The sequence below is a fragment of the Pseudomonas sp. PDM13 genome, from assembly GCF_025685765.1.
In the GTDB taxonomy this organism is placed as follows: Bacteria; Pseudomonadota; Gammaproteobacteria; order Pseudomonadales; family Pseudomonadaceae; genus Metapseudomonas; species Metapseudomonas solani.
In genome coordinates this window covers 85,030-107,327 of the sequence record NZ_JAOTQU010000014.1, presented here as the reverse complement: position 1 = coordinate 107,327, position 22,298 = coordinate 85,030, and the positions used below count along the sequence as shown (strand labels likewise).

Genomic DNA, 22,298 nt, shown 5'->3' with positions numbered 1-22,298 from the left:
CGGTAGCTCGAAAGAGCCCCTCAAGCCGAGTTACATTCACGCCCTTCAGCTAGAGAAAGGTGTCCCGATGCACGTTCCGATGATCAATCTACTTAACGAGGTGCTGCGCTCGAGCGCCTTTCGGCTTCTGGCCGCCGTATTGCTGGCCAGCGGCATGGGCACCGCCGGGTTGGCTCTCGCGGCGACTCCGGCCCCCGTCGCTGAAAGCACCTACCTCGACTACTCCGAGGCTGATCAGCCCGAACTCTATGCGCTGTGGGGGAAGGAAGGCATAGAGCGCATCAAGGTGATGGAGCGCAAGGCCGTTGCCCATGTGGCGCTGTCGCCCGACTGCAATCGCATCATCACCGTCGAACCCAAGAGCGCGAAAAGCACCCCGCCCACGGTGGTGGTGGTTTCGGTCGTCTGCGACAACGGCAACAGGTTCTACGTGGGGGAGAGTGAACTGAGGAAGGCGCCGGGCGAGCTGACCTACGAGAAGCTCTTCTAGCGGCTCAGCCTTCCTTCCTGAAGCACAGCACCTTGGTGACCATGCGTTGCAGCACCTGCTGGTCCTGATTCGAGGTGATGCACTCGAGGATGACGATGCCCCGGTCTGCCTTGGAGCGGGAAGGGATGATCTCGATGATCGTGCTGGTGACCTTGAGCACGTCACCGGGGCGGGTGGGCTGAGGCCAGGAAACCTCCGCACCGGCACCGATCACGCCCTTGGCGAAGTGCATGCTCTTGACGATGAGACGCATGGTCAGGGCTGTGGTGTGCCAGCCGCTCGCAGCCAGGCCCTGGAAGAAGCTGCCTTGCGCCGCCTCGGCATCCAGGTGGAACGGCTGCGGGTCGAACTGCGAGGCGAACTGGACGATCTGCTCGGCATCCAGCGCGTGGGTGCCGCTGGTGAATTGGTCGCCCACTGCCAGATCGTCCAGGTAGAGCGGTTCGGGCCTGTTCGCTGCGTCTATCGTCATCGTCATAACCTCTTAAAGGTGAAATCGCTTTACCCGCTGCATTGAAGTCCAGCTCTCTTGAGATTGTTCTCGATTCCGCTTTTTCATGAACGCCATGTATCAACGCTAGAAAAAAGAATGGCCAGGGTTTCTGGGTGTAGAACGAAGCTATAGGTTTTCCCAAAGCCAGAAAGCGGTTCTGGCTTTCGAGCTGAGGTCCAGTAGATAACCATCAGGACAGACTCGGTATCCGCCAGTGGAAGTGGGATAGGGACCTTTTTGACAAAGCTCTTTGCTGCGTAGAAAACATCGCTTTCGCAGTATGTCCAAGCGCTGGCCTCCTGATACAAGGGGTGCTGCTGCACTGCTGCAAGAGCATTCAGCTTGACGGGCTCAGGCACATTGGTAGGTATGCTCACTTCTGCTTGACCCTGCGTTGAGTACACGATGCCTGCATGTGCGTTAGTGCTCCAACTAAGTGCTGCATGGGCCCAGGTGCTGAAGTGCTGATGAAAACACCTGAATGCTGGAGTCACTGCTGCTCGAACTGCGCTTCCTGAGGCGTTTTAAGCAAGCCCGTTTGCTGCCGATGCCTCTGACGCTTGGCGATGGTAGGTCGCCAACAACACCAGCCCTAAGAGCGGTACCGCCCACGAGAACAAACAGGCAAAGATCGCTCTTACGATCGAGCCTTTAAGCGCGTACGAAAAGACGCCGGCCAGCGGGCCTTGGACAATCACCAGCAGTAGCATGGTGTAGAAGGCTGGCTTTCCGATTGATTCGGGCTGGGTATAGAAGATCGCGAGGAATCCGGATATCAGCAGCAGTGCTATGGAGATCAGCGCGAGTGCTTTGAGCGTGACGTGAGGCTTGCTGGTTGTTGCATTCATCTGCAGTGCATTCCCTTGACTGGTTCCAGAGCTGAGCTTGCGGAAAATAGCTGAGCAGATAGCACGATGTCATCAGGAAGATGGGAGCCTTCGCTGGCGTTCCTCGGCGTCAGGCTTCCCACTCAATTCATCGCCCAATAACCACCCCATTCGCCCCCGCCTGAACCCGCAACCCGTGACTCTGCGCCAACATCGCCAGCGCCAATGGCAGGTCGTCGAGGGGGAAGGTGCCGGAGACGCGCAGGTTCGCCAGGGCAGGGTCGCAGGTGAGGCTTTGGGCGCTGTAGCGCATCAGTTCCTGAGTCCACTGCTGCAGGGGCATGTCGTCCGCCACCAGCAGGCCGTTGCGCCAGGCGAGTGAGGTGTCGCGGGACGCTTCGAGGGGGCCGAACCGGTCGCGGCCGAAGCGTACCTGCTGCCCGGCGCGGATGGTTTGTTCCTGCGGGGCGCCGGCGAGCTGCACCCGTACGGCGCCTTCGTAGACGGCGAGCAGGGTTTCCTGCGGCAACTGGCGCACGCTGAAGCGGGTGCCCAGTGCCTGCATGAGGCCGTGTTCGCTCTGCACCCGTAGCGGGCGAGGAGGGGCATGCCGGTCCGCCGCCGTGGCGATGTAGAGCTCGCCGTGGCGCAGGTGCAGCAGGCGCTGTTCAGCAGTGAAGCGCACGGCCAGGGCGGTGTCGCTGTTGAGCGAAACCTGGGTGCCATCTTCCAGCACCAGGTCCCGGCGTTCGCCCAGGGCGGTGAGGTAGTCGATGCCCGCGCTGCTGCGCTGCCATACCCACCAACCCAGTGGCGCGGCCCCCATGAGCACGAGCAACCCGCGCAGGACGGTGCGGCGGCTGGCGGCCGGGCGGTCGAGGGTTTGCCTGGCCAGTGCCGGCGGCAGGGTGCCGAGGCGGGCGAGCAGGCTTTGTGCGCGCTTCCAGGCCCGTTCGTGTTCCGGGGCGAGGTGCCGCCAGCGTTCCAGTTCAGCCTGTTGCGCAGGGCTCAGCGGCCCTTCCTGCATCAGCAGCAGCCAGGAGGCGGCCTGGGCGAGCACGGCCTGGGCGATGGGTTCGCCATTGGCGCTGACGTCATGCATCGGGCATCTGGCTCAGGCAGGCCACGTAGCCCTCATGGATGTACTTCTTCACGGTGGGCAGGGCGATACCGAGGGCCTGGGCGATGTCCTTCTGCCTCATGCCGTCCAGGGTCGCCATGAGGAAGGCCTGCCGTACCCGTGGGCGCAGGGCGTCGAGGAGGGCGTCGATCTCATGCAGGGTTTCGAGGATGACGCTCTGCTGCTCGGGCGACGGGTGCTCTGGCTCGGGCAGCAGTAGCAGCGCTTCGATCCAGGCCTGCTCCAGCGAATTGCGCCGCCGCCAGCTGACCAGCACGCAATTGGCGATACGGGTGAGGTAGGCCCTGGGCTGGCGGATGGCTTCGGGTTGGTTCGCCTCCCGGTTGACCAGCACGCGCAGGAATACGTCCTGGGCCAGGTCGTCGGCCACGCCGCGTCCCCAGGACCTGAGCCGGTACGTCAGCCAGGTGCGCAGCCAGGCGTGGTTCTCGACATAGAGCGTCGTGAGGGCACAGCGGTCGGTGAGCAGGGGCGGGGCGTCGAGGGGGTTCATGGTGAGCTGAATCGGCAGGCGGTTGTCGCAAATGAAAACAATTATCACTAAAATCTTTTACGCCACAAGCCCAAATGAAAATACGAATATTCCGCATATACCTTTTTTGATCTCGTGCGACAGAGGGAGTGAGAGCCCGCATCGAGTGCCGGGCACACACCCTACGAGCGAGAGAAGCATGCCCGCAGTACACCGGCTTTCCCCTGTTCCGCGCCCCCCGCAACGCCTGTCCCCGGTCGCCCTGGCTGTGGGCTGCGCCATGATCGGCTGCCTGCTGGCGAGCGGTGTGCCCATGAGTGCCCACGCCGCCGGCACCACGGCGACCACCGCCACGCGGCTGGACGATGCCACACCCCGTGACTACGACATCACCCAGGGGCCGCTGGGCACGGTGCTCGGCCGCTTTGCCAGCCAGTCCGGCCTGCTGCTGTCCTACGACGCGGAGCTGACGCGCGGCCATACCGCGCCCTCGCTCAAGGGGCGCTACACCGTGCTCGAAGGCGCCCAGCGCCTGCTGCGGGGCTCCGGCTTGCAGCTGCTGCCGAGCTCCCCTGGCACCTATGTGCTCGTGCCCCAGGGCACGGAACCGAAGGCCGCGCTGGAGCTGACGCCTACAATGGTCGGCGCTACCCGCCTGGATGAGCAGGACACCTATCGCGCCCCCCGTTCCTCGGTGCGCCTCTCGCGGGAGGACATGGACCGCTTCGGCACGGTGTCGGTGGGTGACACGCTCAAGGGCGTGGCTGGCGTGCAGGTGGGTGACAGCCGCAACGGCGGCGCGCTGGACGTGAACATCCGTGGCATCCAGGGGCAGAGCCGGGTCGCGGTGCGAGTCGATGGCTCGGAGCAGGCGCTGGATGTCTACCGGGGCTACGGCGGCACCCAGCAGCGCAGCTACATCGACCCGGACCTGCTCAGCAGCGTGACCGTGAACAAGGGCCCCAGCCTGCGCTCGGGGGCCATCGGCGGTGCGGTGGAGATGACCACCCTCGGCGTGGACGACATCCTGGTGGATGGCAAGGACATCGGTGTGCGCTTCACCGGCAACCTGTGGAACAACGGCGTCGAGCCCGCCCACCGCAGCCGCCATTCGAAGGACGAGGAGCTGAGCACCGTGCCGCGTGACGACCGAGCCAGCCTGTTCGGTTCGGCGGCCGAATCCGGCAGCGCCGCCTTCGCCTACAGCCATGAGCGTTTCGATCTGGTCGCCGCCTATGCCCACCGCAACCAGGGCAACTACTTCTCGGGCAAGCACGGGCAGGAACGCTATCGCCTCTACGACCGCTGGGGTGATGAGCAGGCCAGCGTGGCCAACACCTACGAACCGGGCGAGGAGGTGCTCAACTCCTCGGCGGAGACGGATTCCTACCTGTTCAAGACCACCTGGCGCCTGGCCGACGAGCACACCCTGGACCTGGGCTACCGGCGCTTCGACGGCAACATGGGCGAGATCATGCCGTCGGACATCTTCCGCTACGGCACCGCCGGCATCTATCAGTACCCCACCAGCGAAGTGAAGATCGACGGCTACACCGCGCGCTACCACTACCTGCCCGAGGGCAACCCGCTGGTGGACCTCACCGGCAACCTGTGGATGACCGACTCGAAGACCAGCACCCTGAGCGCAGCCTGGATGGCGCCGAAATCCCAGCTGTTCCGCACCGACCGCAGCTGGGCCCGCCAGGACAACCGGCGCGTCGGCGGCGACCTCAACAACATCTCGCGCTTCGCCACCCGTCACGGCGATTTCACCCTCGACCTGGGCGGCGGCTTCCAGCTCGAAGACCTGCAACCGCAGAAGAGCGTGGTCACCACCCAGCACGACATCAACGCCAACCGTGGCCTGCGGGATGCGTCGCGCCAGGAGTTCAGCTTCAACGGCAAGCTGGAGTACCAGCCCATCGAGGAGGTCACGCTTTGGGGTGGCGGCCGCTACAGCCACTACCGCACCAAGGACAACACCCTGCTGGCCGAGGCCCGGCGGCAGGACCGGCAGATGCGCTGGATCACCGTAAGCAGCCCCACGAGCTGGGGCAGCATGATGTGGTTCCCGGACGAAAACGGGCAGTACACCGACGCCACCGACCCGCGGTTGAACAACGGCATCGTCTTCGGCAACAGCAACGAGCCGTTCAATGGCGTGCCGTTCAACGAATCCGGCGCCACCAACGTGACCGTGCACCCGGAAGGCGTCAGCAACGTGGTCACCGGTTACGACTACACCCCGCAGCGCGGCAGCAGCGGCGGTGGTTTCTCGCCGGCCTTCGGCATCAATGTCGAGTTCCTGCCCGACACCTTCGTCTACGCCTCCTACACCCAGGGCCTGCGCCTGCCGTCGCTGTTTGAAACCAGCCAGGGCACCCAGCAGGTGACGCCTGGCAAGCACCTCAAGCCTGAGCGCTCGCGCAGCTGGGAAGTCGGCGTCAGCGCGTTGCGCAGCGACCTGCTGGTGGGCGGCGACTCGGCCTCGGCCAAGCTGGCGTACTTCGACAACGACATCCGCAACTACATCACCCGTTACTACGACCCGAGCCCGGGCCTGTGGGGGCAGATGACCTTCAGCAACACCGACAGCTACAGCACCCGGGGCCTGGAGCTTCAATCGCACTACGACGCCGGGCGCGTGTTCGCCGACCTCTCGGCCACCTACTACCTGAAGACCGAAACCTGCGACGCGGCCTTCGCCTCCAAGCTGCGCGCCTCCGCCAACCAGTACCAGCCCACGCAGGACACGCCTGACTGCACGCCGGGCAGCTACATGGGCTCGTACACCAACACCCAGAACCCGCCGCGCTACTCGGCCAACCTGCTCGCCGGGCTGCGCTTCTTCGACGAGGCCCTGACCGTGGGCGGGCGCATGACCTACAGCTCCGGCCCCACCGCGCAGATGGACAAGCCCTGGCAGACCGGCGCCACCACCCCGCAGATCGACTACCGCTCGGTGACGCTCCTCGACCTGTTCCTCAAGTACCAGCTGCTGGAACACACCGAGATGAATGTCTCGGTGCAGAACCTCACCGACCGTTACTACCTCGACCCGCTCGCGCAAAGCTTCATGCCGGCGCCGGGGCGCACCTGGCGGGTGGGGCTGCAAACGCGATTCTGAGTGGGGGCTTCTGCCTGGCTGTGCCCGGTGCCCGCTTCTGGCCTGAAGCGGGCACCGGTGAGGGGCCGCTATCGGCCAGAGAAAACTCAGCAGGCGGCCTGAAGGATCAGGGACTCATGTCATGGAATCACCCCGCTGTCGTACCATCGGCACCTCGACGGAACGGAGGTTGATATGGAAGGAACGCAGGGCAAGCGAATCGTCGTGATTGGTGCAGGCATCGTGGGTGCGTCACTGGCCTATCACCTGGCGGTCAAGGGGGCGAAGGTCACTGTGGTCGAGGCTGAAGGTATAGCGTCGGGAGTGACGGGCCGCTCATTCGCCTGGATCAATACTTCATACACCGGGCCTGACCCCATTGCAGAACTGCGCGGCGCGGCAATCGAGGCGTACCGCCAACTCGAAACCCAGCTGCCTGGCTTGAATATCCGCTGGACAGGCGCCTTGTCCTACAGCGGAGTGCAGAGTGGAGCGCTGCCGGTTGCAGAGCGCCCGTTCTCGACGAGCCAGGTGTCCCGATCACAGATTCTCGAGCTTGAACCCAATCTCAAGAACCCTCCCGAGTCCGCTTCATATGCGGCAGAAGAGGGCGCGCTGGATGCAGTGGACGCTGCACATGTGCTAATCGCCGGTGCCAGGGCGCATGGCGCGGAAATTCTCACCCAGATGCCGGTTCTCGGCTTTGAGGTCCAGCGTGCAAGAATCATCGGCGTCAGAACGGCGATAGGCATCCTCGAGGCCGATACTGTCGTAGTGGCCGCCGGGACCGCCATCACCACCCTGACTGAGATGCTTGAGGTACCGCTTCCGATCGAGGCCTCACCGGCCATCTTCATCCGTTACAAGGCCCAGCCCAACCTTGTGCGCACCCTCATCTCCAGCCCCGAAATGGAAGTGAGGCAAACCACGGGCGGGGCGTTGCTGGCGGCAGAGGATTACCTGGATGACGCGCTGGAAAATCAGCCGGACGCGATAGCGCTTCGAACTGCCAGGGCGATCCAGCGCGAACTCCATGGCGCTGTTTCCGTAGAGCCGGAATTGGCCTGTGTCGGGCTGAGGCCCATGCCTGTCGATGGTGCCCCCGTCATCGGCTATCTACCCAAGGTGCGCGGCGTCTATGTGTGTGCAATGCATCCTGGCGTGACCTTGGCGGCGATAGTGGGGCGTCTTGCCAGCGAGGAAATCATGGATGGGACGATCCAGGGTGCTCTTGATCCATGCCGGCCAGATCGATTCCTGTAAGCGTGGTAAGTCCTGTTGCGAGGCCCAGAAATGCAAGACGATTACCCTCCGTTCCACCTGTTCGGAGCCACCTTTACCTCTGACGCCGAGGCTGAGTGCTACGCCTTCGAGCAGTGGGAACCGGAACCTCCCAACAGTGCAACCGACGCCGAGTATTCCGCCTGGGAGGATCGGAATCCCACCTGGCGGCTGGCCGAGGAACTCGAGTTCTACATGGATTCGGATTTTGTTGAGCTTCTGGGCAGCGCGGCGGATGTCGTCACGCAGATTCGAGCGCCCCATGACGCCGCACGGGTCAGCGCCGAATCAACAGGGTTCACCCATTTCATCGTCGTCATGGCTAATGCAGACGCGATCTGGGCTGACCGACGCGCTACGTCTGCCCAGGTCAAACCCGTCGTGCGTGCGCCTGAAAGCACTGCGACAGTCACCTATCTTGGTCGATTCAATTGAGCAGCCACATAACGCCTGCGGCGTTCTGTTTTCGGGTCCAGGGCGGGCAACAGGGGGCAGTTGCGTACCGTGCTGAACGGCTTTGGGGCGTGCACGGCCTGTGTCCCATTCACCGTCAGTTCGTCTGGAATTGACGCTTACCGCGCTGCCCCATCGCCTACAGGCGACCGCATGGGATAATCTTGCGCCACGAAACAACCATGAAGCGGTGATTTGAACGATGGGTTTTGAGCAATTAGCTGAGCTACGGGACCGCCTGCGGGCTGAAAAGCAACAGGCACAGGGTGAGCGCCCCGAGCGCCCTGAACGCCCGAAACAGCGCAAGCGAGACGCCGCGCCCCAGCAGGCCAAGCCGCGTGAGCAGGACCCTGCGGTGGAAGCGATCTGGCGGTTGCAGAAGCACTTCCCCCTGGCCTTCCCGGTCAACCCCGCCCCCAAGGTGCCGCTCAAGGAAGGCATCCTCAAGGACGCCGAGCAACACCTGGCGCTGCTGGGGCTGAGCCTCGAACAACTCAAGCTGGGCGTTGCCGCCTGGTGCACGAGCAGTCGCTACTGGGCAAGCATGGTGGAGAACGCGCCCCGTCTGGACCTCAACGGCCAAGCCGTTGGCACGGTGACGGCCGGGCAGGCGCTGCACGCCAAGCAGCAGGCTGCGCGCCAGCGTGGGCAAGCGCGACGCAAGCAGGCGAAGCGTAAAGAGGGCGCCAAAGAGAGCCCTAAAGAGCCCGTCGTCGTTGCCGAGGCGCAACAGCCCGAAAGCTGACGGCACCGGCCGGGCACGAACCTGCTACGGCTTCTGGCCAGTGGCAGCTCCAGTGCCCGGCGCCAACCACGCATAGAGATGGTCGAGCGCGCCGCTTTCATCCCGGTGCTGCTCCACCTGCCGCATGCCGGCCTTCAGCAGCACGCGCTGCGAGGGCAGGTTCTCCGGCGCCACCGTGGCGATGATTCGGTCGAGCCCGTGCCTGGCGTGCCCATAAGCCAGCAGCGCCGGAATGGCCTCGCTGGCCAGGCCTTGCCCCCGGGCCGAGCGGAGCAGGGCGCACTTCACTTCGGGCTCGAGAAGCAGGGCCATCACAAGGGCCGAGTAGATTGGCCATGCCAGGATGCGGCGCGACAGCGAAGCAAGGCCCTGGCACTTTCATCGGAATAACTTGAGGCGATTGGCCGGGCTTTGCGATATTAAATGGCCATGCCGAAAGCGTTGGAAGCGTTCCTCAGCCCTTGGCAAATACGCTTCCGTCATTCCTCCACCCCCTGGCTTCCCTTGCCACTCCACTCGTTGTGCAACTACATGGTCGCTACCGTCATCCTCGGCATGCTCTGCGTGCACCTGCTGTGTTTTTGCGTGATGTTCCTGCTGATCAGCACACGGCTGAACAGCAAGAAGATGGGCATGGAAGTCTTCGCCCTAGGCAATTTCCTGCTTGGGCTCGCCTACATCCTGCAGTTGGTGGATGGCCCCGCGGGCTGGGGGCTGGTGAGTGTGGTCAATCACTCGCTGACGCTGTGCGCCCCTGTGGCCTATGTGCTGGGCGCCTTGCGCTTTTTCGATCGCCCGACGCCCGTGGTGCGCCCGTTGCTGATCCTCGCCGGCACCTACACGGCGGCGCAGGTGCTGGTGCAGTGGACGCTAGGGGGCGAGGCGCGCCATGCACTGCTGGCCGGGGCCTGTGCGTTGCTCTTCCTGGGCATGACGGGGACGTTGCTCTATACGGGAAAGACCATTGCCCGGGACCTGCGCGTCGAGATGGCCGTATTCGCCGTGCTGGTCGCCGGCATCTGCGGCCTCAACGCCGTGAAGCTCGGCATGATCCTCAGCGGGGGCATGGCGGCGCTGGATATGAACACCGACTTCCAGAAGGTCTTCTACATCTACATGTCGTTCCTGGCGACCGTGCTGCCGCCATGCGCCGTGTGGCTGGTGCTGCGCCGCCTCACCGATGAACTGCGCAGCATGGCCGCCCATGACCCGCTCACCCGCTTGCTCAATCGCCGGGGGCTGATGGAGGGCCTGGACGCGCACTTCCGTTCCCGCAGCGCCGGGCCTGCTTACCTGCTGATCGTGGACATCGATCACTTCAAGAACATCAACGATAGCCATGGCCACAAGATGGGCGATCTCGTCCTGTGCCGGGTAGCCGACGTCCTCAAGGCCACCGCCCGCCAGGGCGACCTGATCTGCAGGCTGGGCGGGGAGGAGTTCGTGATCATCACTCTGGACACCGACAGGGCGGGTGCCCTGCAACTGGCGGAGCGCACCCGCGCGGCCATCGAGAGCAGCGAGGTGCCCGGCACCGATCAGCAAGCGCCGATCCGCTGCACGGCCACCATCGGTGTTTCGGAAGGCTTCACCCACTCGCAAGCCCTCGACGGGGTCATGCAGCAGGCGGACAAGGCCCTGTACCAGGGCAAGGCCTCGGGGCGTAATCGGGTCGAATGGGCGGGGCGTTCGATAGGTTTCTAGACGTACCCGGTTTCGGCAGCCGGGCTGCCTCCGCTAGCGCGACACCTGCGATAGGGCGTGAATGACCTTCGCCGTCATCGCCTCAGCGCTGCTATCGCCGTCGACCCTCAGGATCGGTGCCGTTTGCCCGGCCAGCCACGCCTAGTGCCAGGCCCGGTTGCGCCCGTCGAACTCCGGGTTGTCGTATTGCGAAGCCCACTCGCGAAAGGCCACGTGTATGCCGTGCATATCGCCGTCGGGGGCGACCCGCTCGCCAAGGCGTTCCTTTCACGGATCTTATTAGGTTATGGCTGCTCAGACCGAGCTGGGCGTGAACCGCCAATGCCAGGGCTCATAGTCGAACCCGTTCGGATTGGCTCGTGGGTACGACAACTGGAAGCCGAACGCCGCTGCGTGTTTTTCCAACCACGCGAATGCCGGTGTGTTTTCGAATTCGGCTTCCAGTGCCGGGCAACCCGGCGTGCCGATATCCACCGCCAACCCCGTATGGTGCTCACTGAAAAATGGTGGTGCCGATACGGCCAGGATCTGCTCGAGGCTCAGCCCGGCCTTGAGCTTTCGCTCGATGATCGACACCTGCCGCGCCACGCTTCTGAAGGCCGAGACGATATGCAGGTCGACTCCATCTGTGCTGGCGCTGGATTTGAGCCTTGCCCAGGCTTGTGCGGCGGATGGGGTTAGCTGATGTTCCCTGCCATTCGCATCGACTTTGGCCACTTCCAGAACGGTCGCCTCGGTGAACTCCAGCAGGCCTTTGGCAACAATCAGCTCGACGGGGATTCCCAGCCTGTCGAGCATGGCCAGGGCGGTAGAGGAATAGTGCATATGATGGCCTGTGAGGAGGGCGTGGCATCGGTTGATACGGTGCTTGGTGCTATGGATTGGGTCGCTATGTTTGGTCAGAGCGGATGACCATTTGGATCAATAGTCGACTCGATCAAGTATCGCTTTCCACCCACCTGTTTTGAAGGTCGCGGATATACACGGATGCCGGTTCGTCTTCATCGCAATACAGCAGTCCGTTGTCCTTGAGAATTCCCTCGGCAATTAGCTGTTCGACATAGTGGTTCGTGCAATCAGGCAGGCTATATGGATCGACCCCATGGCTGGCCAGTGAAGGCGGAAGAGTCCCCTCGGGAAGAATGGATATCTCGTCACCAGGGTTCTGAATCAAATACCAGGCCACAATCGCAGCCGCAGCGGGTTGACCAGCAATCTCTCGAGCCGTGCTTGCGTTGATGTGCATGAACGAGATGCGCTCTCGCTTAGTGGCATTCCAAAGGGTGTAGCTCACAGACATGGTCGTGATGCCTAATGCTTGTTTGATTCGTCCGCATAAACTACCTCCGAGAGGCCTGTTGGCAAGTGAGCCAACCCTTAGCGGGGCGATGACTAGGTGCACTCAACAGTCGAGTCACAAACCGGGCAAATCGCTACCTTGGCAGCACATGAAATTAGAGAGTTGCAGTACCTGCATTTCCCCCCTTGGTAGTAGCGTCCTTCCCAGTTGACATGGCTTACACGGGGATGTTCTTTGCCAATGAAAGTTATCGTTGGCTCAGGGTCGTTAATCCCGTCATTACGCCCCCAAGAAACCTCCGCTAGGACTAGAGAGTACTCATAGAAATCCCCACCTTGATAATTCTCACGAACTCTATTTTTCGAGGCTACTTCGTGCATGACCTTGGCTAGTTCACGATAGCTAAGCGACAAGAGATTGTTGATGAGTTCTTCATTTTCTAACATTGGCTTTTCCGCGTGCATTGATAGGCCTTCTCAGGCGTGCATGGGCAAGTTTGCTTGCTTATGGGGCCGGATTGATTTAGCCCGCTAAAGGCTCGCGCACGCTACAGAAATTACCTTCATACAGTCCACTTGGCTTAAGCGTTTCTGAGTCCTTCTCCCCACGTTGTCTTTAGCCAGAAGGAGGCGTGGCTCTAGATGCCAAACCGACAGGCCTACACGGTTTGGGGCCTGTTGTTCCGGGATGTCCGAATAGCTCGAAACTCAATGCGACGACACAAAAGGCGACGGGCTCGCCGGTGCCGGCAGCGCATAGGCCTGTTTCATCCACGCCACTTCCGCCAGCGGCGTGCGACCGAACAGGCGCTTGAAGTCGCGGCTGAATTGCGAGGCGCTTTCATAGCCCACCAGGAAGGCCGAATTGGCGGCCGTCAGGTCGTTGCGCAGCATCAGCAGGCGCGCTTGGTGCAGGCGTGTCGACTTGAGGTATTGCATGGGCGAGGTGTCGGTCACCTTGCGAAAGTGCAGGTGGAAGTTGGGCACGCTCATCTGCGCTTCCCGGGCCAGGGCTTCCACATCCAGGTGTTCGTGGTAGCAGCTGTGGATCTTGTGGATGGCCCGCGTCACCTTGCCGAACTGGCCCTGCTGGGCGATGGCCGCGCGCAGGGTGCCGCCCTGTTCGCCGGTGAGGATGCGGTAGTAGAGCTCGCGCAGCATCGCCGGGCCGAGGATCTGCGCGTCGCTGGGGTCGTCCATCACCTCCAGGAAACGCAGGGTCGAGCGGCGCAGCGGCTCGTCCATGGGCGAGGCGTACATGCCCATTGGCTGCGCCGCAGTGAAGCCCCGTAATGCATCCACCTGCTGGATCAGCTCGCCGGCCAGGGTGAAGTCCAGGCGCAGGTACACCGCCAGCATGGGTTCCGCCTCGCTGGCGTCGGTCTCCATGGTGAAGGGCACCGGTACAGACACCACCAGGTAGTGCTGGGCGTCGTAGACATAGACTTCATCACCCAGGTAGCCGCGTTTCCGTCCCTGGCAGAGGATGACGATGCCCGGCTCGTACAGCACCGGCGTGCGCGTCAGTGGACGGTTGGAGCGCAGGAAGCGCACGTCGTCCAGCGCGCTCAGGTTGTAGCCTTCCTGCGGCGCCAGCCGGCCCATCAGTTGCACCATGCGCGCCGTGTTCGGGTCCTCGGGTTTTTTAGCCATCGACCGCACCGTTCTCCACCTTGTTGCTCAACCGTCGGTAGAACGGCTGAGCGCCTCCCATTGCTCAATACTCTCCGCCGTGCGCTGCAGCTTGTCACGCACCAATGCCAGGGCGTCGCTGCCCAGCAGCAGGTGGGCCGGCGGTGTGGGGCTGGCGATGATGGTCAGCATGGCGCGAGCGGCCTTTTGCGGGTCCCCCAACTGATGGCCGCTCTTGTCCACGCGGGCCTTGCGCACCGGATCGAAGCTCGCGTCGTAGTCACTGATGCTGCGTGGCGTGCGCTGCATGGAGCGGCCCGCCCAATCGGTGCGGAACGAGCCCGGCGCCACGGCGGTGACGAAGATGCCGAAGGGGGCGAGCTCCTTGCTCAGGGTGTCGGAGATGCCCTCCAGCGCGAACTTGCTGCCGCAGTAGTAGGCGATGCCCGGCAGGGTGATATGGCCGCCCATGGAGGTGATATTGAGGATGTGCCCCGCCCGGCGCTGGCGGAAGTACGGCACGAAGGCCTTGGTGACCGCCACCGCGCCGAACACGTTCACATCGAACTGGCGGCGCATTTCTTCCAGCGGCGACTCCTCCAGAATCCCCTCATGGCCGTAGCCCGCATTGTTCACCAGCACATCCACCGGGCCGTGCCGTTCCTCGACGGCGGCGACCACGGCGTCAATGGCCTCGAAGTCGGTAACGTCCAGCACCACGCCGCGGGCACGCCCGGGGCTGAGCGCCTCAAAGGTCGCCAGCGCGGATTCGCTGCGAACGGTGCCGATCACGCGATGGCCCTGGACAAGCGCTTCCCTGGCCAAGGCCTGGCCGAAGCCGCTGCTGACGCCGGTGATGAACAGGGTTTTTGCTGCATTCATGGTTGGCACTCCGGTCGATACGAGGTGCGACCATGCTAGGGCGAGGGGGGAGGATGGGCGATGCCAGATCGGATCTTAGTATTGCCTGTTTCTATCAGCTTGGCCGGCGGGCAATCCTGGGGCCGGCAGCAGGCAACGAGGGCAGGGGAGGCGGGAAGCGGATTCATCGCCCTGTGAAAACCGCGATCCCCACCAAGACCGCTGAACGGAAGCGCGGGATTTACGGCGGCTTTCAAGCAAGCATAGAATTGACAATCATTATCAATTGAATGTGCCAGCCATGGACGATACCGCCGATTTCCAGCGCCGCGCCCTGCATGAGCTTTATGCCGAGCACCATGGCTGGCTGCACCAGTGGCTGCGCAAGAAGCTTGGCTGTCGCGAGCAGGCGGCGGACCTGGCGCAGGACACCTTCGTGCGCGTCATCACCCAGCGCAAGCTGCTCGAAGTCCGCCAGCCCCGGGCCTACCTGACCACCGTCGCCCGCAGCCTGGTGATCGACCTCTACCGTCGCCGCACTCTGGAGCAGGCCTACCTGGAGACGCTGGCGGCCTTGCCCGAGCCGGTGGAAATCTCGCCGCAGACGCGCTGCATCATCATCGAAACCCTGATGGAGATCGACGCGCTGCTCGATGGCATGGGCGCGCGTACGCGGGACATCTTCCTCATGGCCCAGCTCGATGGCCTCAGCTTCGTGGACATCGGCAAGCAGCTGGGCCTGTCCGCCAACACCGTGCGCAAGCACTTCGTGCGGGCGATCACCCACTGCCTCGTTCTGCTGGACGACTGAGCCGATGTCCAGCCTCGACCTGAAGACCCTCGAAGCCGCTGCGGAGTGGTACGTGACCCTCAGCGAACAGGGCGACGCCGCGCGCGACGCCCACCGCCGCTGGCTGGCCAGCGACCCGCGCCATGCCCAGGCCTGGGCGCGGGTGGAGCGCCTGCAGGCGACGCTCGGCCGGGTGACGGCGGATATCGCCCGGCCGACCCTGAAGAGCTCCCGTCTCAAGCGCCGCGCGGTGCTCAAGGTGCTCTCGGTGCTGCTCGCGGCCGGCGGTACGGCGGCACTGGGCCTGCGCCATACCCCGGCGCGCAACGCCTTGGCCGACCAGCGTACCGGCACTGGCGAGACCCTGGAACTGGCCCTGCCGGACGGCACTCGCCTGGTCCTCAACACCCGCACCGCCGTCGACGTGAAGTACGACGCCCAACTGCGCCAGCTCGACCTGCGGGAAGGCGAGATCTGGGTCCAGACCGCCCAGGACGGCCTCTCCCGCCCCTTCGTTGTGCACACGCCCTTCGGCAGCGTTCGCGCGCTTGGCACGCGCTTTCTGGTGCGCAGCGACGAGGCCGGTGCCCGCGTCGGCGTGCTGCAGCATGCGGTGGAGGTACGCCCGCAACAGGCGCCTGCCCACGCCGTGCGGGTGGAGGCCGGGCAACAGCTGAGCTTCACCCGTGAGGCGGCCGGCGAGCCCGGTGCGCTGCACAAGGGCGCGGATGCCTGGATGCGCGGGCAGCTGCAAGTCAGTGACTGGCGGCTGGACGACTTCATCGCCGAGCTTTCGCGCTACCACAGCGGCTACCTGGGCTGCGACGACAAGGCCGCCGCCCTGCGCATCTCCGGGGTGTTCCAGCTGCATGAGGTCGACACGGTGCTCGACAACCTCAGCGGCACCCTGCCGGTTCGTACTCGGCGCCTTACCCGCTGGTGGGCCCGGGTCGAAAAGCGCTGAGCATCGAGAGCAACCGCTGAGGCGCGGCAGCCTCCTTTGAAAAATAATTCCGCCAGGTATTGGTGATTCTGATTCTCGTTCGACAAGGACAGTAGAGGCGCAGAAGAGACGCCGTAATCTGCCATTGGAGAAGAGCACCGACATGTCAGGCACCCACCCGCAGTTCCGCCGAACCCGGTTCCACGCCATTCCCCTCGCACTCAGCGGCGCCTTGCTTGCCGCACCGCTGGCGGCCTTCGTCGCGCCCGCCGCCTGGGCCCAGGAAGCACAGCAGGCCGAAATCACCTTCGACATTCCCGCCGGCCCGCTGGAAGACGCCATCGCCGCCTTCTCTGAAGCCGCCGGGGCCACCGTCTCCTACGAGCCGGGCGCCACCCAGGGCAGGCAATCGCCCGGTGTGCAGGGCCGCTTCGCCGCAACTGCCGCGCTCTCGCAACTGCTTGCGGGCAGTGGCCTGCAGGCCGTCGAGCGCCAGGCCGGTAGCTACACATTGCAGCCTTCCGCCAGCAGCGAAAGCGCCTTGGAATTGAGCCAGACCCTGATCATGGGGCAGGGCATGGGCGAGATGACGGAGAACTCGGGCTCCTACACCACCGGGTTGATCAGCGTTGGGTCCAAAACCCCGGTGAGCTTGAAGGAGACCCCGCAAAGCGTATCGGTGATCTCCCGCAAGATGATCGACGACAAGAAGATGACCACGCTGCCCGATGCCATGAAGTACACGCCCGGCATCACCCTGCGCAACGGCAGCTACAACACCCAGCAGTTCTATTCCCGTGGCTTCCCCATCGATAACCTGCAAATCGACGGTGCCGCGCCGATGGACATCGGCTCGGGCATCGGCACCTTCTACAGCAACCGCCAGTACGACATGGCCATGTACGACCATGTCGAGATCCTGCGTGGCGCCAGTGGCCTGCTGGGCGGTACCGGCGACCCCGGCGGCATCGTCAACCTGGTACGCAAGCGCCCGCTGGGCCAGTACCAGCTCAAGCTGGAGACCTCGGCCGGCTCCTGGGACAACTACCGCAGCGAAGTCGACCTGACCGGCCCGCTGGCCTTCGACGGCCGGCTGCGGGGGCGCATGGTGGCGGCTTACACCGACCGCCAGTACTTCATGGACAACCGCAGCACCGAGCGGCCGCTGCTCTATGGGGTGCTGGAGTTCGATGTCAGCGACGACACCCTGGTGACGGTCGGTGGCAGCTACGACAAGGTCAAGGAGAACGGCACCGGCGACGGCCTGCCACGCTACAGCACGGGCGGCGACCTGCACCTGCCCCGGCACACCTGGTACACCACCAACAGTGCCTGGGGCGATAGCTATACCCGCGAGTGGTTCGCCAAGCTCGACCACTACTTCGACGACAACTGGAAGCTCAATACCTCCTACACGTACTCCTATAACGGCTCCACCACCGAAGGCGTGATCCCTTACGGCTCGGTGGACGAAACCACCAATAACGGCCCCTACTGGTGGGGCAGCTACGTCGATAGCTGGAGCAAGCAGTCGGTGTTCGACCTGAACCTCTCGGGCCACTTCGACGCCTTCGGTCGCCAGCACGAACTGCTGGTCGGCGCCGACTACCAGAAGGTCACCAGCCAGTGGCGCAGTGCCCTGGGCAAGACCGGCAAGGGCGGGCTGATCGACCTGTGGAACCCCTCTGCCACGCCGCTGCCCACGGAAGACTCGAACCACAATTTCTGGCGGGACTACTCGCCCAACACTCGCGAGCAGTACGGCGTCTATTCGACCCTGCGCCTGCAGCTGACCGACCCACTGAAACTGGTGGCCGGCGTGCGCGCCCAGCGCTACAAGTTCGAGCAGGCCTACAGCATGCGTAACTCCGACGGCACGGGGACCTGGGCACTGCAGGACAGGGTGGGCGATCGTGAGCCCACCACCCTGACGCCGTTCGGTGGCCTGATCTATGCGCTGGACGATCAGTGGTCGACCTACGCCAGCTACTCGGAAGTGTTCAAGCCCCAGGCTCAGAAGCTCCAAGGCCCCCGAATTGCCATGGTCTCCATCGAACCCATGACCGGCAAGACCTACGAAACCGGCATCAAGGGAGAACTGTTCGAGGGCAAGCTGAACCTCAGCGCGGCGCTGTTCTACACCAAGCGCCAGCACCAGGCCGCGACCGACCCGAGATATCCCAACCCGGCGTTCAGCTACAGCGCCTCATGCTGCTTCCTCGCCCAGGACAAGGTGACCAGCAAGGGCATCGACCTGGAAGCCACCGGCGAAATCGCCCCGGGCCTGGAAGTCCTCGCCGGCTACACCTACAACCAGTTGCACAACGACACCGAGGAAACCCTCTACAGCACCGTCACGCCCAAGCACCTGTTCAAGCTCTGGACCACCTACACCCTGCCAGGAGATTTTTCCGCCTGGCGCATCGGGGGTGGCGTGACCACGCAAAGCCCGACCTATGTCAGTGGCAGCGCTTATCGCTTCGACTCCGGCGGCAACGTCATCGACAGCCGCGCCTACGACTTCAGCCAGTCCGGCTACGCGGTGTACGACGCCATGGTCGAGTACAAGGTCGACGACAACTGGACGGTGGCGGCCAATGGCAACAACCTCTTCGACCGCCGCTACTACGCCAGTGTCGGCACCTCGGAATATGGCAACTACTACGGCGAACCCCGCAACTTCACCCTGACCCTGCGCGGCACCTTCGACTGAGGGTGCCTACCGGGGGCGCGCCAGGCGTCAGCCTGGCCGCTCCCCTCCCGGATCTGGCGGATCCAACCGTCAAACCAGCCTCGCACCCCCATCGATATTCAGCGTCGCACCGTTCATGAAGCCGTTGCTCATCAGGAACAGGGTGGCCGCGCCGGCTTCGGCAGCGGTGCCCAGGCGATGCAGCGGCAGCGTCTGCTCCAGTGCCGCGACGAAGGCATCGCGGCCGTCGCCCAGTGCCTTGCTGAAGATGGGCGTGTCGATGGGGCCGGGGGACAGGGTGTTGACCCGGATCGGCGCCAGCTCCAGGGCGAGGCCCCGTGCCAGGGCTTCCATGGCGGCGGATGCGGCCGCCAGCACTGCGGTGCCGTGGGCGTTGGGACGCTCGGACAGCATCCCGGAGATGAAGGTGATCGAACCGTCCTTCGCCATGCGCTCGCCCAGGGCGCGTATGGCGTGCACCGAGGCCCACATGCGCTCGTCGAATGCCCGGTGGAGATGGTCGACCTCCGCATCCATCACCTTGCCCACCACGTAGGTGCCGGCCAGCAGCACCAGGTGGTCCACGTTCGGAATATCCGCCAGGGCGGCATGGATGGCGTCGCTGTCGGTCACGTCGGCGGCGCGCCAGGCGTCCAGGCCGTTGTCGCGGGCGGCCCGTTCGGCGCGGGCGGCATCGGAGCCGATCACGGTCACCTGTGCGCCAGCGGCCTTGGCCTGGATGGCGGTGGCCAGGCCGATACCGGACGTGCCCCCGAAGATCACCACGGTGCGACCGTGCAGGTTGGAGGGGAGGGCGGTTACAGAGGTCATGGTTTCATCTCCTTGAACGCCAGGGTGGCGTCGATGGGAGAAGGCTAAAGCTAGGCCTCAGGATTGATAATAAGGCCAGCTGTCGCTTTACTTATGCCATGAAGGAACAGATAGGGTTGGACCGCCTCACCGGTCTCATCGCCTTTGCCCGCGCCGCTTCCCTTGGCAGCTACACCGCTGCCGCCCGGGACCTCTCGGTGTCGCCATCGGCCATCAGCAAAAGCGTGCAGCGCCTGGAGCAGCATTTCGGGCTCAAGCTGTTCAGCCGCACCACCCGTTCGCTCACCCTCACGCCGGAAGGGCGTGACCTGTACGAGCGGGCGCTGCGCATCCTGCGCGAGGTGGAGGACATCGACCAGGCTGCCGTCGCCTCCCGCGCCGAGCCTTCCGGCACCCTGAAGGTCACCGCGCCGCCGCCCATAGGCCTGAATATCCTGGCGCCGGCCATCCCCAGGTTTCGCCAGCGCTACCCCAAGCTCGCCATCGACCTGCGCCTGGGCGACCCCTATGCCGACATCATCGAACAGGGCATCGACGTCGCGGTGCGCGTGGGCAACCCGGTGGACTCGCGGCTGATCTCGAAAACCCTTGGCCCCCATCGCATCGCCGCCTTCGCCTCACCGGCCTACCTGGCCAGGCGCGGCACGCCGCTGGAGCTCAGGGACCTGGCGAACCACGATTGCGTGAACTTCCGCTACCAGAGCTCGGGCCAGGCATTGCGCTGGCCTTTCAGCGTGGACGGCAAGGTGGTCGAGCTGGTGCCGGATGCGGCCATCGTCATCGACGCCAGCGATGCGGTCGCCGCAGTGGTCGCGGCGGGTGGCGGAATCGGCATTTCACCCACCTATGTGGCGGCGCCCTATGTGGCCCGTGGCGAGTTGACGCCGCTGTTTCCCGAGTTCGCGGTGGACCGTTCCTCCATCACCGCGCTGTGGCCGGAAAGCCGGCGGGGCAGCCCCAACGTCAAGGCCTTCGTCGGCTTTCTCGAGGAGCTGTTCCCGAACCCCACGGCCTGGGACGAGATCGTTCGCAACGCGTGAGCCGTGCGCTAGTGCGCATGTGCTAATTGACCCCCTATCCCGCCACTTCTAGATTCCCAGCCTTTGTTCTTCGTGCGGGGAGGGCGCCTGCACGAGTCGCCGCCGTTTTCTACAGGGAGTTGCATATGCCATCGCTCACCCGGATGTTCTCCGCCGGCCTGCTGTTCGCGCTGGCCGCCACCCATGTCGCGGCGGCCTCGGTGGATGAGATCTTCCGCTCGGAAGACACCGACGGCGATGGCGCGCTGTCCGTGGCGGAAGCCCAGGCTGCCGCCCCCACGACCTTCCGCGCCATGGACAGCAATGGCGACGGCGTGCTCAAGGTGGACGAAATCGCCGCCTACACTGCTGCCGAGAGTGGGCCCGACATGGTCTGGCCCGCCGAGGTGCTGGCGTCGGTTTCACAGAAGACCCTGGAGTACTGGGACGGCAACCACGACGGCAAGGTGACCGAACAGGAGTATGTAAAGGCCTCGGTCGACATGATGCTGCTGGCCGACAGCGACGGTGACCGCAAGGTGACCCGTGAAGAGCTGCAACGCTTCCGGGGTGAAGCCGTTACGCCTTGATGGTTCAAACGCTTGGCTTCAGCGACGTGAGCCCCGAGGCTCCAGGCCGACATAAGCCTCCGATGCGGCGTGGTTCTGCACGCCGCAGGTGGAAGGGTGATCGGCATCAGCGGATGAGTTCGGGCCTCACCCCAGCAACCCGCCCAAGCCGCGGTAGGCCGGCTCATCGCTCGAGGTCACCAGGGTCGCGGTCTGGCCCGTCTGGCAGAGCACCTTGCCCTTGTAGGTTTGGCCGTTGGGCAGGGTCACCGTCACCTCGCCGGCCTGCCTGAGGTCGGCGCCGCAGGTGATGTCGTAGACGCCGGGTGCCGTTCGCTTCAGGAGGATGCGCGTTCGGCGCTGGAAGGTGCCGGCAAGCTCGCCATGGGTTCCCGTGTAGGTGAGGATGGCTTGTCCTTCGTACCTGGTCATCTGCAGCTCCTCCTTGCTGGCAGCGCTGCCTGCGCTATCCACGTTGCTCCTGGTGCCTGGCCTGCTCGGGGCGGCTGGGCGTGGTTTCCTGCCCGGTTGCCACCAGGGTCACGACCTGGCCTTCCTGTGCGGCCACCGTGCCGCTGATGTGCTGCCGCTCGGGCAGCGTGATGCGAACCTCTTCAGCACCCCTGAGGTTCAGCCCACAGGTGAGATTGAAGACGCCCGGGGCGGTTTCTTCGAGCCCGATTTCGGTTCGCCGGCTCTGGATGCCGAGCATCTGGCCCGCACGCCCGCTGAAGGAAACGATGGCCTGCCCGTGATAGCTGATCATGCTGGTCTCCACTGCGTTCCTGGTGCATTGGAGGCCCGTGAGCGGGTACGGTTCAGCCCTGCCCGCCCTGGGGTGACGGGCGGGGCGGCGGGGCTTGGAGCGCTGCAAGGCGCGCACGGCCTGGCCTTGGCCGGAAACTAGAATCCATCGTCTATTTTTGTTGAACGGTTTTTCGCGCCGGCTT

General features: G+C 64.1%; 24 protein-coding genes and 1 pseudogene. 11 read left to right on the top strand and 14 right to left on the bottom strand.

The features are described 5' to 3' along the window. Window positions 1-67 precede the first annotated feature (67 nt). Window positions 68-490: a hypothetical protein gene (locus OEJ36_RS16175; protein WP_263402359.1), complete on the top strand. Its 423-nt coding sequence runs from the start codon at window positions 68-70 to the stop codon at window positions 488-490. A 4-nt stretch (window positions 491-494) separates the two neighbouring features. On the opposite strand, the gene OEJ36_RS16170 is transcribed toward OEJ36_RS16175, so the two are convergent. From OEJ36_RS16170 to OEJ36_RS16150, 5 genes are all read right to left on the bottom strand, one after another. Next, complete coding sequence (locus OEJ36_RS16170) at window positions 495-962, bottom strand: MaoC family dehydratase (protein WP_263402358.1); 468 nt, start codon at window positions 960-962, stop codon at window positions 495-497. 83 nt (window positions 963-1,045) lie between these two features. Next, the gene (locus OEJ36_RS16165) at window positions 1,046-1,387 is read right to left on the bottom strand and encodes a hypothetical protein (protein WP_184490126.1); all 342 of its coding nucleotides are present in this window, start codon (window positions 1,385-1,387) and stop codon (window positions 1,046-1,048) included. 120 nt (window positions 1,388-1,507) lie between these two features. Beyond that, window positions 1,508-1,831 carry a hypothetical protein gene (locus tag OEJ36_RS16160; RefSeq protein ID WP_263402357.1) on the bottom strand — a complete coding sequence of 108 codons (324 nt, stop codon included), beginning with the start codon at window positions 1,829-1,831 and terminating at the stop codon, window positions 1,508-1,510. Window positions 1,832-1,958: 127 nt separating this feature from the next. Beyond that, entirely contained in the window at window positions 1,959-2,912 is a 954-nt protein-coding gene (locus OEJ36_RS16155) for a FecR domain-containing protein (RefSeq protein ID WP_263402356.1), read from the bottom strand. Next, window positions 2,905-3,444 carry a sigma-70 family RNA polymerase sigma factor gene (locus OEJ36_RS16150; protein WP_263402355.1) on the bottom strand — a complete coding sequence of 180 codons (540 nt, stop codon included), beginning with the start codon at window positions 3,442-3,444 and terminating at the stop codon, window positions 2,905-2,907. The genes OEJ36_RS16155 and OEJ36_RS16150 overlap by 8 nt, the downstream gene beginning before the upstream one ends. A gap of 292 nt (window positions 3,445-3,736) precedes the next feature. On the opposite strand from OEJ36_RS16150, the gene OEJ36_RS16145 reads away from it, so the two are divergent. The 4 genes from OEJ36_RS16145 (at window position 3,737) to OEJ36_RS16130 (ending at window position 9,008) form a co-directional block, all read left to right on the top strand. Further along, on the top strand, window positions 3,737-6,550 hold the full coding sequence (locus tag OEJ36_RS16145) for a TonB-dependent receptor domain-containing protein (protein ID WP_411861019.1): 2,814 nt from the start codon (window positions 3,737-3,739) through the stop codon (window positions 6,548-6,550). A gap of 174 nt (window positions 6,551-6,724) precedes the next feature. After that, the gene (locus tag OEJ36_RS16140) at window positions 6,725-7,792 is read left to right on the top strand and encodes an NAD(P)/FAD-dependent oxidoreductase (protein WP_263402353.1); all 1,068 of its coding nucleotides are present in this window, start codon (window positions 6,725-6,727) and stop codon (window positions 7,790-7,792) included. A 30-nt stretch (window positions 7,793-7,822) separates the two neighbouring features. After that, window positions 7,823-8,245 carry a hypothetical protein gene (locus tag OEJ36_RS16135; RefSeq protein ID WP_263402352.1) on the top strand — a complete coding sequence of 141 codons (423 nt, stop codon included), beginning with the start codon at window positions 7,823-7,825 and terminating at the stop codon, window positions 8,243-8,245. A 220-nt stretch (window positions 8,246-8,465) separates the two neighbouring features. Further along, a complete protein-coding gene (locus OEJ36_RS16130; protein WP_184490122.1) occupies window positions 8,466-9,008 on the top strand; it encodes a ProQ/FinO family protein in 543 nt (180 codons plus the stop codon). Between the two features lie 24 nt (window positions 9,009-9,032). Here the strand turns inward: OEJ36_RS16130 and OEJ36_RS16125 are convergent, their stop codons facing one another. After that, window positions 9,033-9,320: a GNAT family N-acetyltransferase gene (locus OEJ36_RS16125; RefSeq protein WP_263402351.1), complete on the bottom strand. Its 288-nt coding sequence runs from the start codon at window positions 9,318-9,320 to the stop codon at window positions 9,033-9,035. A gap of 219 nt (window positions 9,321-9,539) precedes the next feature. On the opposite strand from OEJ36_RS16125, the gene OEJ36_RS16120 reads away from it, so the two are divergent. After that, the gene (locus tag OEJ36_RS16120) at window positions 9,540-10,712 is read left to right on the top strand and encodes a GGDEF domain-containing protein (protein WP_263402350.1); all 1,173 of its coding nucleotides are present in this window, start codon (window positions 9,540-9,542) and stop codon (window positions 10,710-10,712) included. Window positions 10,713-10,745: 33 nt separating this feature from the next. Here the strand turns inward: OEJ36_RS16120 and OEJ36_RS16115 are convergent. The 5 genes and pseudogenes from OEJ36_RS16115 to OEJ36_RS16095 all read right to left on the bottom strand — a co-directional run. Next, a pseudogene (locus tag OEJ36_RS16115) lies at window positions 10,746-10,979 on the bottom strand (adenylate kinase); the annotation flags it as partial. Window positions 10,980-11,006: 27 nt separating this feature from the next. Then, window positions 11,007-11,537, bottom strand: coding sequence for a D-alanyl-D-alanine carboxypeptidase family protein (locus OEJ36_RS16110; protein ID WP_263402349.1), 531 nt, complete (start codon window positions 11,535-11,537; stop codon window positions 11,007-11,009). 112 nt (window positions 11,538-11,649) lie between these two features. Further along, window positions 11,650-12,006 carry a hypothetical protein gene (locus OEJ36_RS16105; protein ID WP_263402348.1) on the bottom strand — a complete coding sequence of 119 codons (357 nt, stop codon included), beginning with the start codon at window positions 12,004-12,006 and terminating at the stop codon, window positions 11,650-11,652. 713 nt (window positions 12,007-12,719) lie between these two features. After that, window positions 12,720-13,664 (bottom strand): AraC family transcriptional regulator, encoded by a 945-nt coding sequence (locus OEJ36_RS16100; RefSeq protein WP_263402347.1) that lies wholly within the window; start codon window positions 13,662-13,664, stop codon window positions 12,720-12,722. 27 nt (window positions 13,665-13,691) lie between these two features. Further along, a complete protein-coding gene (locus OEJ36_RS16095) occupies window positions 13,692-14,525 on the bottom strand; it encodes an oxidoreductase (RefSeq protein WP_263402346.1) in 834 nt (277 codons plus the stop codon). A gap of 280 nt (window positions 14,526-14,805) precedes the next feature. Here OEJ36_RS16095 and OEJ36_RS16090 point away from each other — a divergent pair, with 280 nt between their 5' ends. From OEJ36_RS16090 to OEJ36_RS16080, 3 genes are all read left to right on the top strand, one after another. After that, window positions 14,806-15,315 carry a sigma-70 family RNA polymerase sigma factor gene (locus tag OEJ36_RS16090; protein ID WP_021220122.1) on the top strand — a complete coding sequence of 170 codons (510 nt, stop codon included), beginning with the start codon at window positions 14,806-14,808 and terminating at the stop codon, window positions 15,313-15,315. Window positions 15,316-15,319: 4 nt separating this feature from the next. Next, window positions 15,320-16,258 carry a FecR domain-containing protein gene (locus tag OEJ36_RS16085; RefSeq protein ID WP_263402345.1) on the top strand — a complete coding sequence of 313 codons (939 nt, stop codon included), beginning with the start codon at window positions 15,320-15,322 and terminating at the stop codon, window positions 16,256-16,258. A gap of 142 nt (window positions 16,259-16,400) precedes the next feature. Next, window positions 16,401-18,950, top strand: coding sequence for a TonB-dependent siderophore receptor (locus tag OEJ36_RS16080; RefSeq protein WP_263402344.1), 2,550 nt, complete (start codon window positions 16,401-16,403; stop codon window positions 18,948-18,950). A gap of 69 nt (window positions 18,951-19,019) precedes the next feature. On the opposite strand, the gene OEJ36_RS16075 is transcribed toward OEJ36_RS16080, so the two are convergent. Beyond that, window positions 19,020-19,760, bottom strand: a complete 741-nt coding sequence (locus OEJ36_RS16075; RefSeq protein ID WP_263402343.1) for an SDR family oxidoreductase — start codon at window positions 19,758-19,760, stop codon at window positions 19,020-19,022. A gap of 98 nt (window positions 19,761-19,858) precedes the next feature. Here OEJ36_RS16075 and OEJ36_RS16070 point away from each other — a divergent pair, with 98 nt between their 5' ends. Together OEJ36_RS16070 and OEJ36_RS16065 are read left to right on the top strand one after the other, a co-directional pair. Continuing rightward, window positions 19,859-20,800 carry a LysR family transcriptional regulator gene (locus tag OEJ36_RS16070; protein WP_317891582.1) on the top strand — a complete coding sequence of 314 codons (942 nt, stop codon included), beginning with the start codon at window positions 19,859-19,861 and terminating at the stop codon, window positions 20,798-20,800. A 125-nt stretch (window positions 20,801-20,925) separates the two neighbouring features. Next, window positions 20,926-21,369 (top strand): EF-hand domain-containing protein, encoded by a 444-nt coding sequence (locus OEJ36_RS16065; RefSeq protein WP_263402341.1) that lies wholly within the window; start codon window positions 20,926-20,928, stop codon window positions 21,367-21,369. Between the two features lie 126 nt (window positions 21,370-21,495). Here OEJ36_RS16065 and OEJ36_RS16060 read toward each other — a convergent pair whose 3' ends face one another. Together OEJ36_RS16060 and OEJ36_RS16055 are read right to left on the bottom strand one after the other, a co-directional pair. Further along, window positions 21,496-21,780 carry a hypothetical protein gene (locus tag OEJ36_RS16060; RefSeq protein ID WP_263402340.1) on the bottom strand — a complete coding sequence of 95 codons (285 nt, stop codon included), beginning with the start codon at window positions 21,778-21,780 and terminating at the stop codon, window positions 21,496-21,498. A 34-nt stretch (window positions 21,781-21,814) separates the two neighbouring features. Next, window positions 21,815-22,114 carry a hypothetical protein gene (locus OEJ36_RS16055; protein ID WP_263402339.1) on the bottom strand — a complete coding sequence of 100 codons (300 nt, stop codon included), beginning with the start codon at window positions 22,112-22,114 and terminating at the stop codon, window positions 21,815-21,817. Window positions 22,115-22,298: the final 184 nt, after the last annotated feature.

What these genes read in the sequence shown, in the direction of transcription:
- OEJ36_RS16175 (WP_263402359.1), top strand. Translation starts at nt 68, where the DNA reads ATGCACGTTCCGATGATCAATCTACTTAACGAGGTGCTGCGCTCGAGC.
- OEJ36_RS16170 (WP_263402358.1), bottom strand. Translation starts at nt 962, where the DNA reads ATGACGATAGACGCAGCGAACAGGCCCGAACCGCTCTACCTGGACGAT.
- OEJ36_RS16160 (WP_263402357.1), bottom strand. Translation starts at nt 1,831, where the DNA reads ATGAATGCAACAACCAGCAAGCCTCACGTCACGCTCAAAGCACTCGCG.
- OEJ36_RS16155 (WP_263402356.1), bottom strand. Translation starts at nt 2,912, where the DNA reads ATGCATGACGTCAGCGCCAATGGCGAACCCATCGCCCAGGCCGTGCTC.
- OEJ36_RS16150 (WP_263402355.1), bottom strand. Translation starts at nt 3,444, where the DNA reads ATGAACCCCCTCGACGCCCCGCCCCTGCTCACCGACCGCTGTGCCCTC.
- OEJ36_RS16145 (WP_411861019.1), top strand. Translation starts at nt 3,737, where the DNA reads ATGAGTGCCCACGCCGCCGGCACCACGGCGACCACCGCCACGCGGCTG.
- OEJ36_RS16140 (WP_263402353.1), top strand. Translation starts at nt 6,725, where the DNA reads ATGGAAGGAACGCAGGGCAAGCGAATCGTCGTGATTGGTGCAGGCATC.
- OEJ36_RS16135 (WP_263402352.1), top strand. Translation starts at nt 7,823, where the DNA reads ATGCAAGACGATTACCCTCCGTTCCACCTGTTCGGAGCCACCTTTACC.
- OEJ36_RS16130 (WP_184490122.1), top strand. Translation starts at nt 8,466, where the DNA reads ATGGGTTTTGAGCAATTAGCTGAGCTACGGGACCGCCTGCGGGCTGAA.
- OEJ36_RS16125 (WP_263402351.1), bottom strand. Translation starts at nt 9,320, where the DNA reads ATGGCCCTGCTTCTCGAGCCCGAAGTGAAGTGCGCCCTGCTCCGCTCG.
- OEJ36_RS16120 (WP_263402350.1), top strand. Translation starts at nt 9,540, where the DNA reads ATGGTCGCTACCGTCATCCTCGGCATGCTCTGCGTGCACCTGCTGTGT.
- OEJ36_RS16110 (WP_263402349.1), bottom strand. Translation starts at nt 11,537, where the DNA reads ATGCACTATTCCTCTACCGCCCTGGCCATGCTCGACAGGCTGGGAATC.
- OEJ36_RS16100 (WP_263402347.1), bottom strand. Translation starts at nt 13,664, where the DNA reads ATGGCTAAAAAACCCGAGGACCCGAACACGGCGCGCATGGTGCAACTG.
- OEJ36_RS16095 (WP_263402346.1), bottom strand. Translation starts at nt 14,525, where the DNA reads ATGAATGCAGCAAAAACCCTGTTCATCACCGGCGTCAGCAGCGGCTTC.
- OEJ36_RS16090 (WP_021220122.1), top strand. Translation starts at nt 14,806, where the DNA reads ATGGACGATACCGCCGATTTCCAGCGCCGCGCCCTGCATGAGCTTTAT.
- OEJ36_RS16085 (WP_263402345.1), top strand. Translation starts at nt 15,320, where the DNA reads ATGTCCAGCCTCGACCTGAAGACCCTCGAAGCCGCTGCGGAGTGGTAC.
- OEJ36_RS16080 (WP_263402344.1), top strand. Translation starts at nt 16,401, where the DNA reads ATGTCAGGCACCCACCCGCAGTTCCGCCGAACCCGGTTCCACGCCATT.
- OEJ36_RS16075 (WP_263402343.1), bottom strand. Translation starts at nt 19,760, where the DNA reads ATGACCTCTGTAACCGCCCTCCCCTCCAACCTGCACGGTCGCACCGTG.
- OEJ36_RS16070 (WP_317891582.1), top strand. Translation starts at nt 19,859, where the DNA reads ATGAAGGAACAGATAGGGTTGGACCGCCTCACCGGTCTCATCGCCTTT.
- OEJ36_RS16065 (WP_263402341.1), top strand. Translation starts at nt 20,926, where the DNA reads ATGCCATCGCTCACCCGGATGTTCTCCGCCGGCCTGCTGTTCGCGCTG.
- OEJ36_RS16060 (WP_263402340.1), bottom strand. Translation starts at nt 21,780, where the DNA reads ATGACCAGGTACGAAGGACAAGCCATCCTCACCTACACGGGAACCCAT.
- OEJ36_RS16055 (WP_263402339.1), bottom strand. Translation starts at nt 22,114, where the DNA reads ATGATCAGCTATCACGGGCAGGCCATCGTTTCCTTCAGCGGGCGTGCG.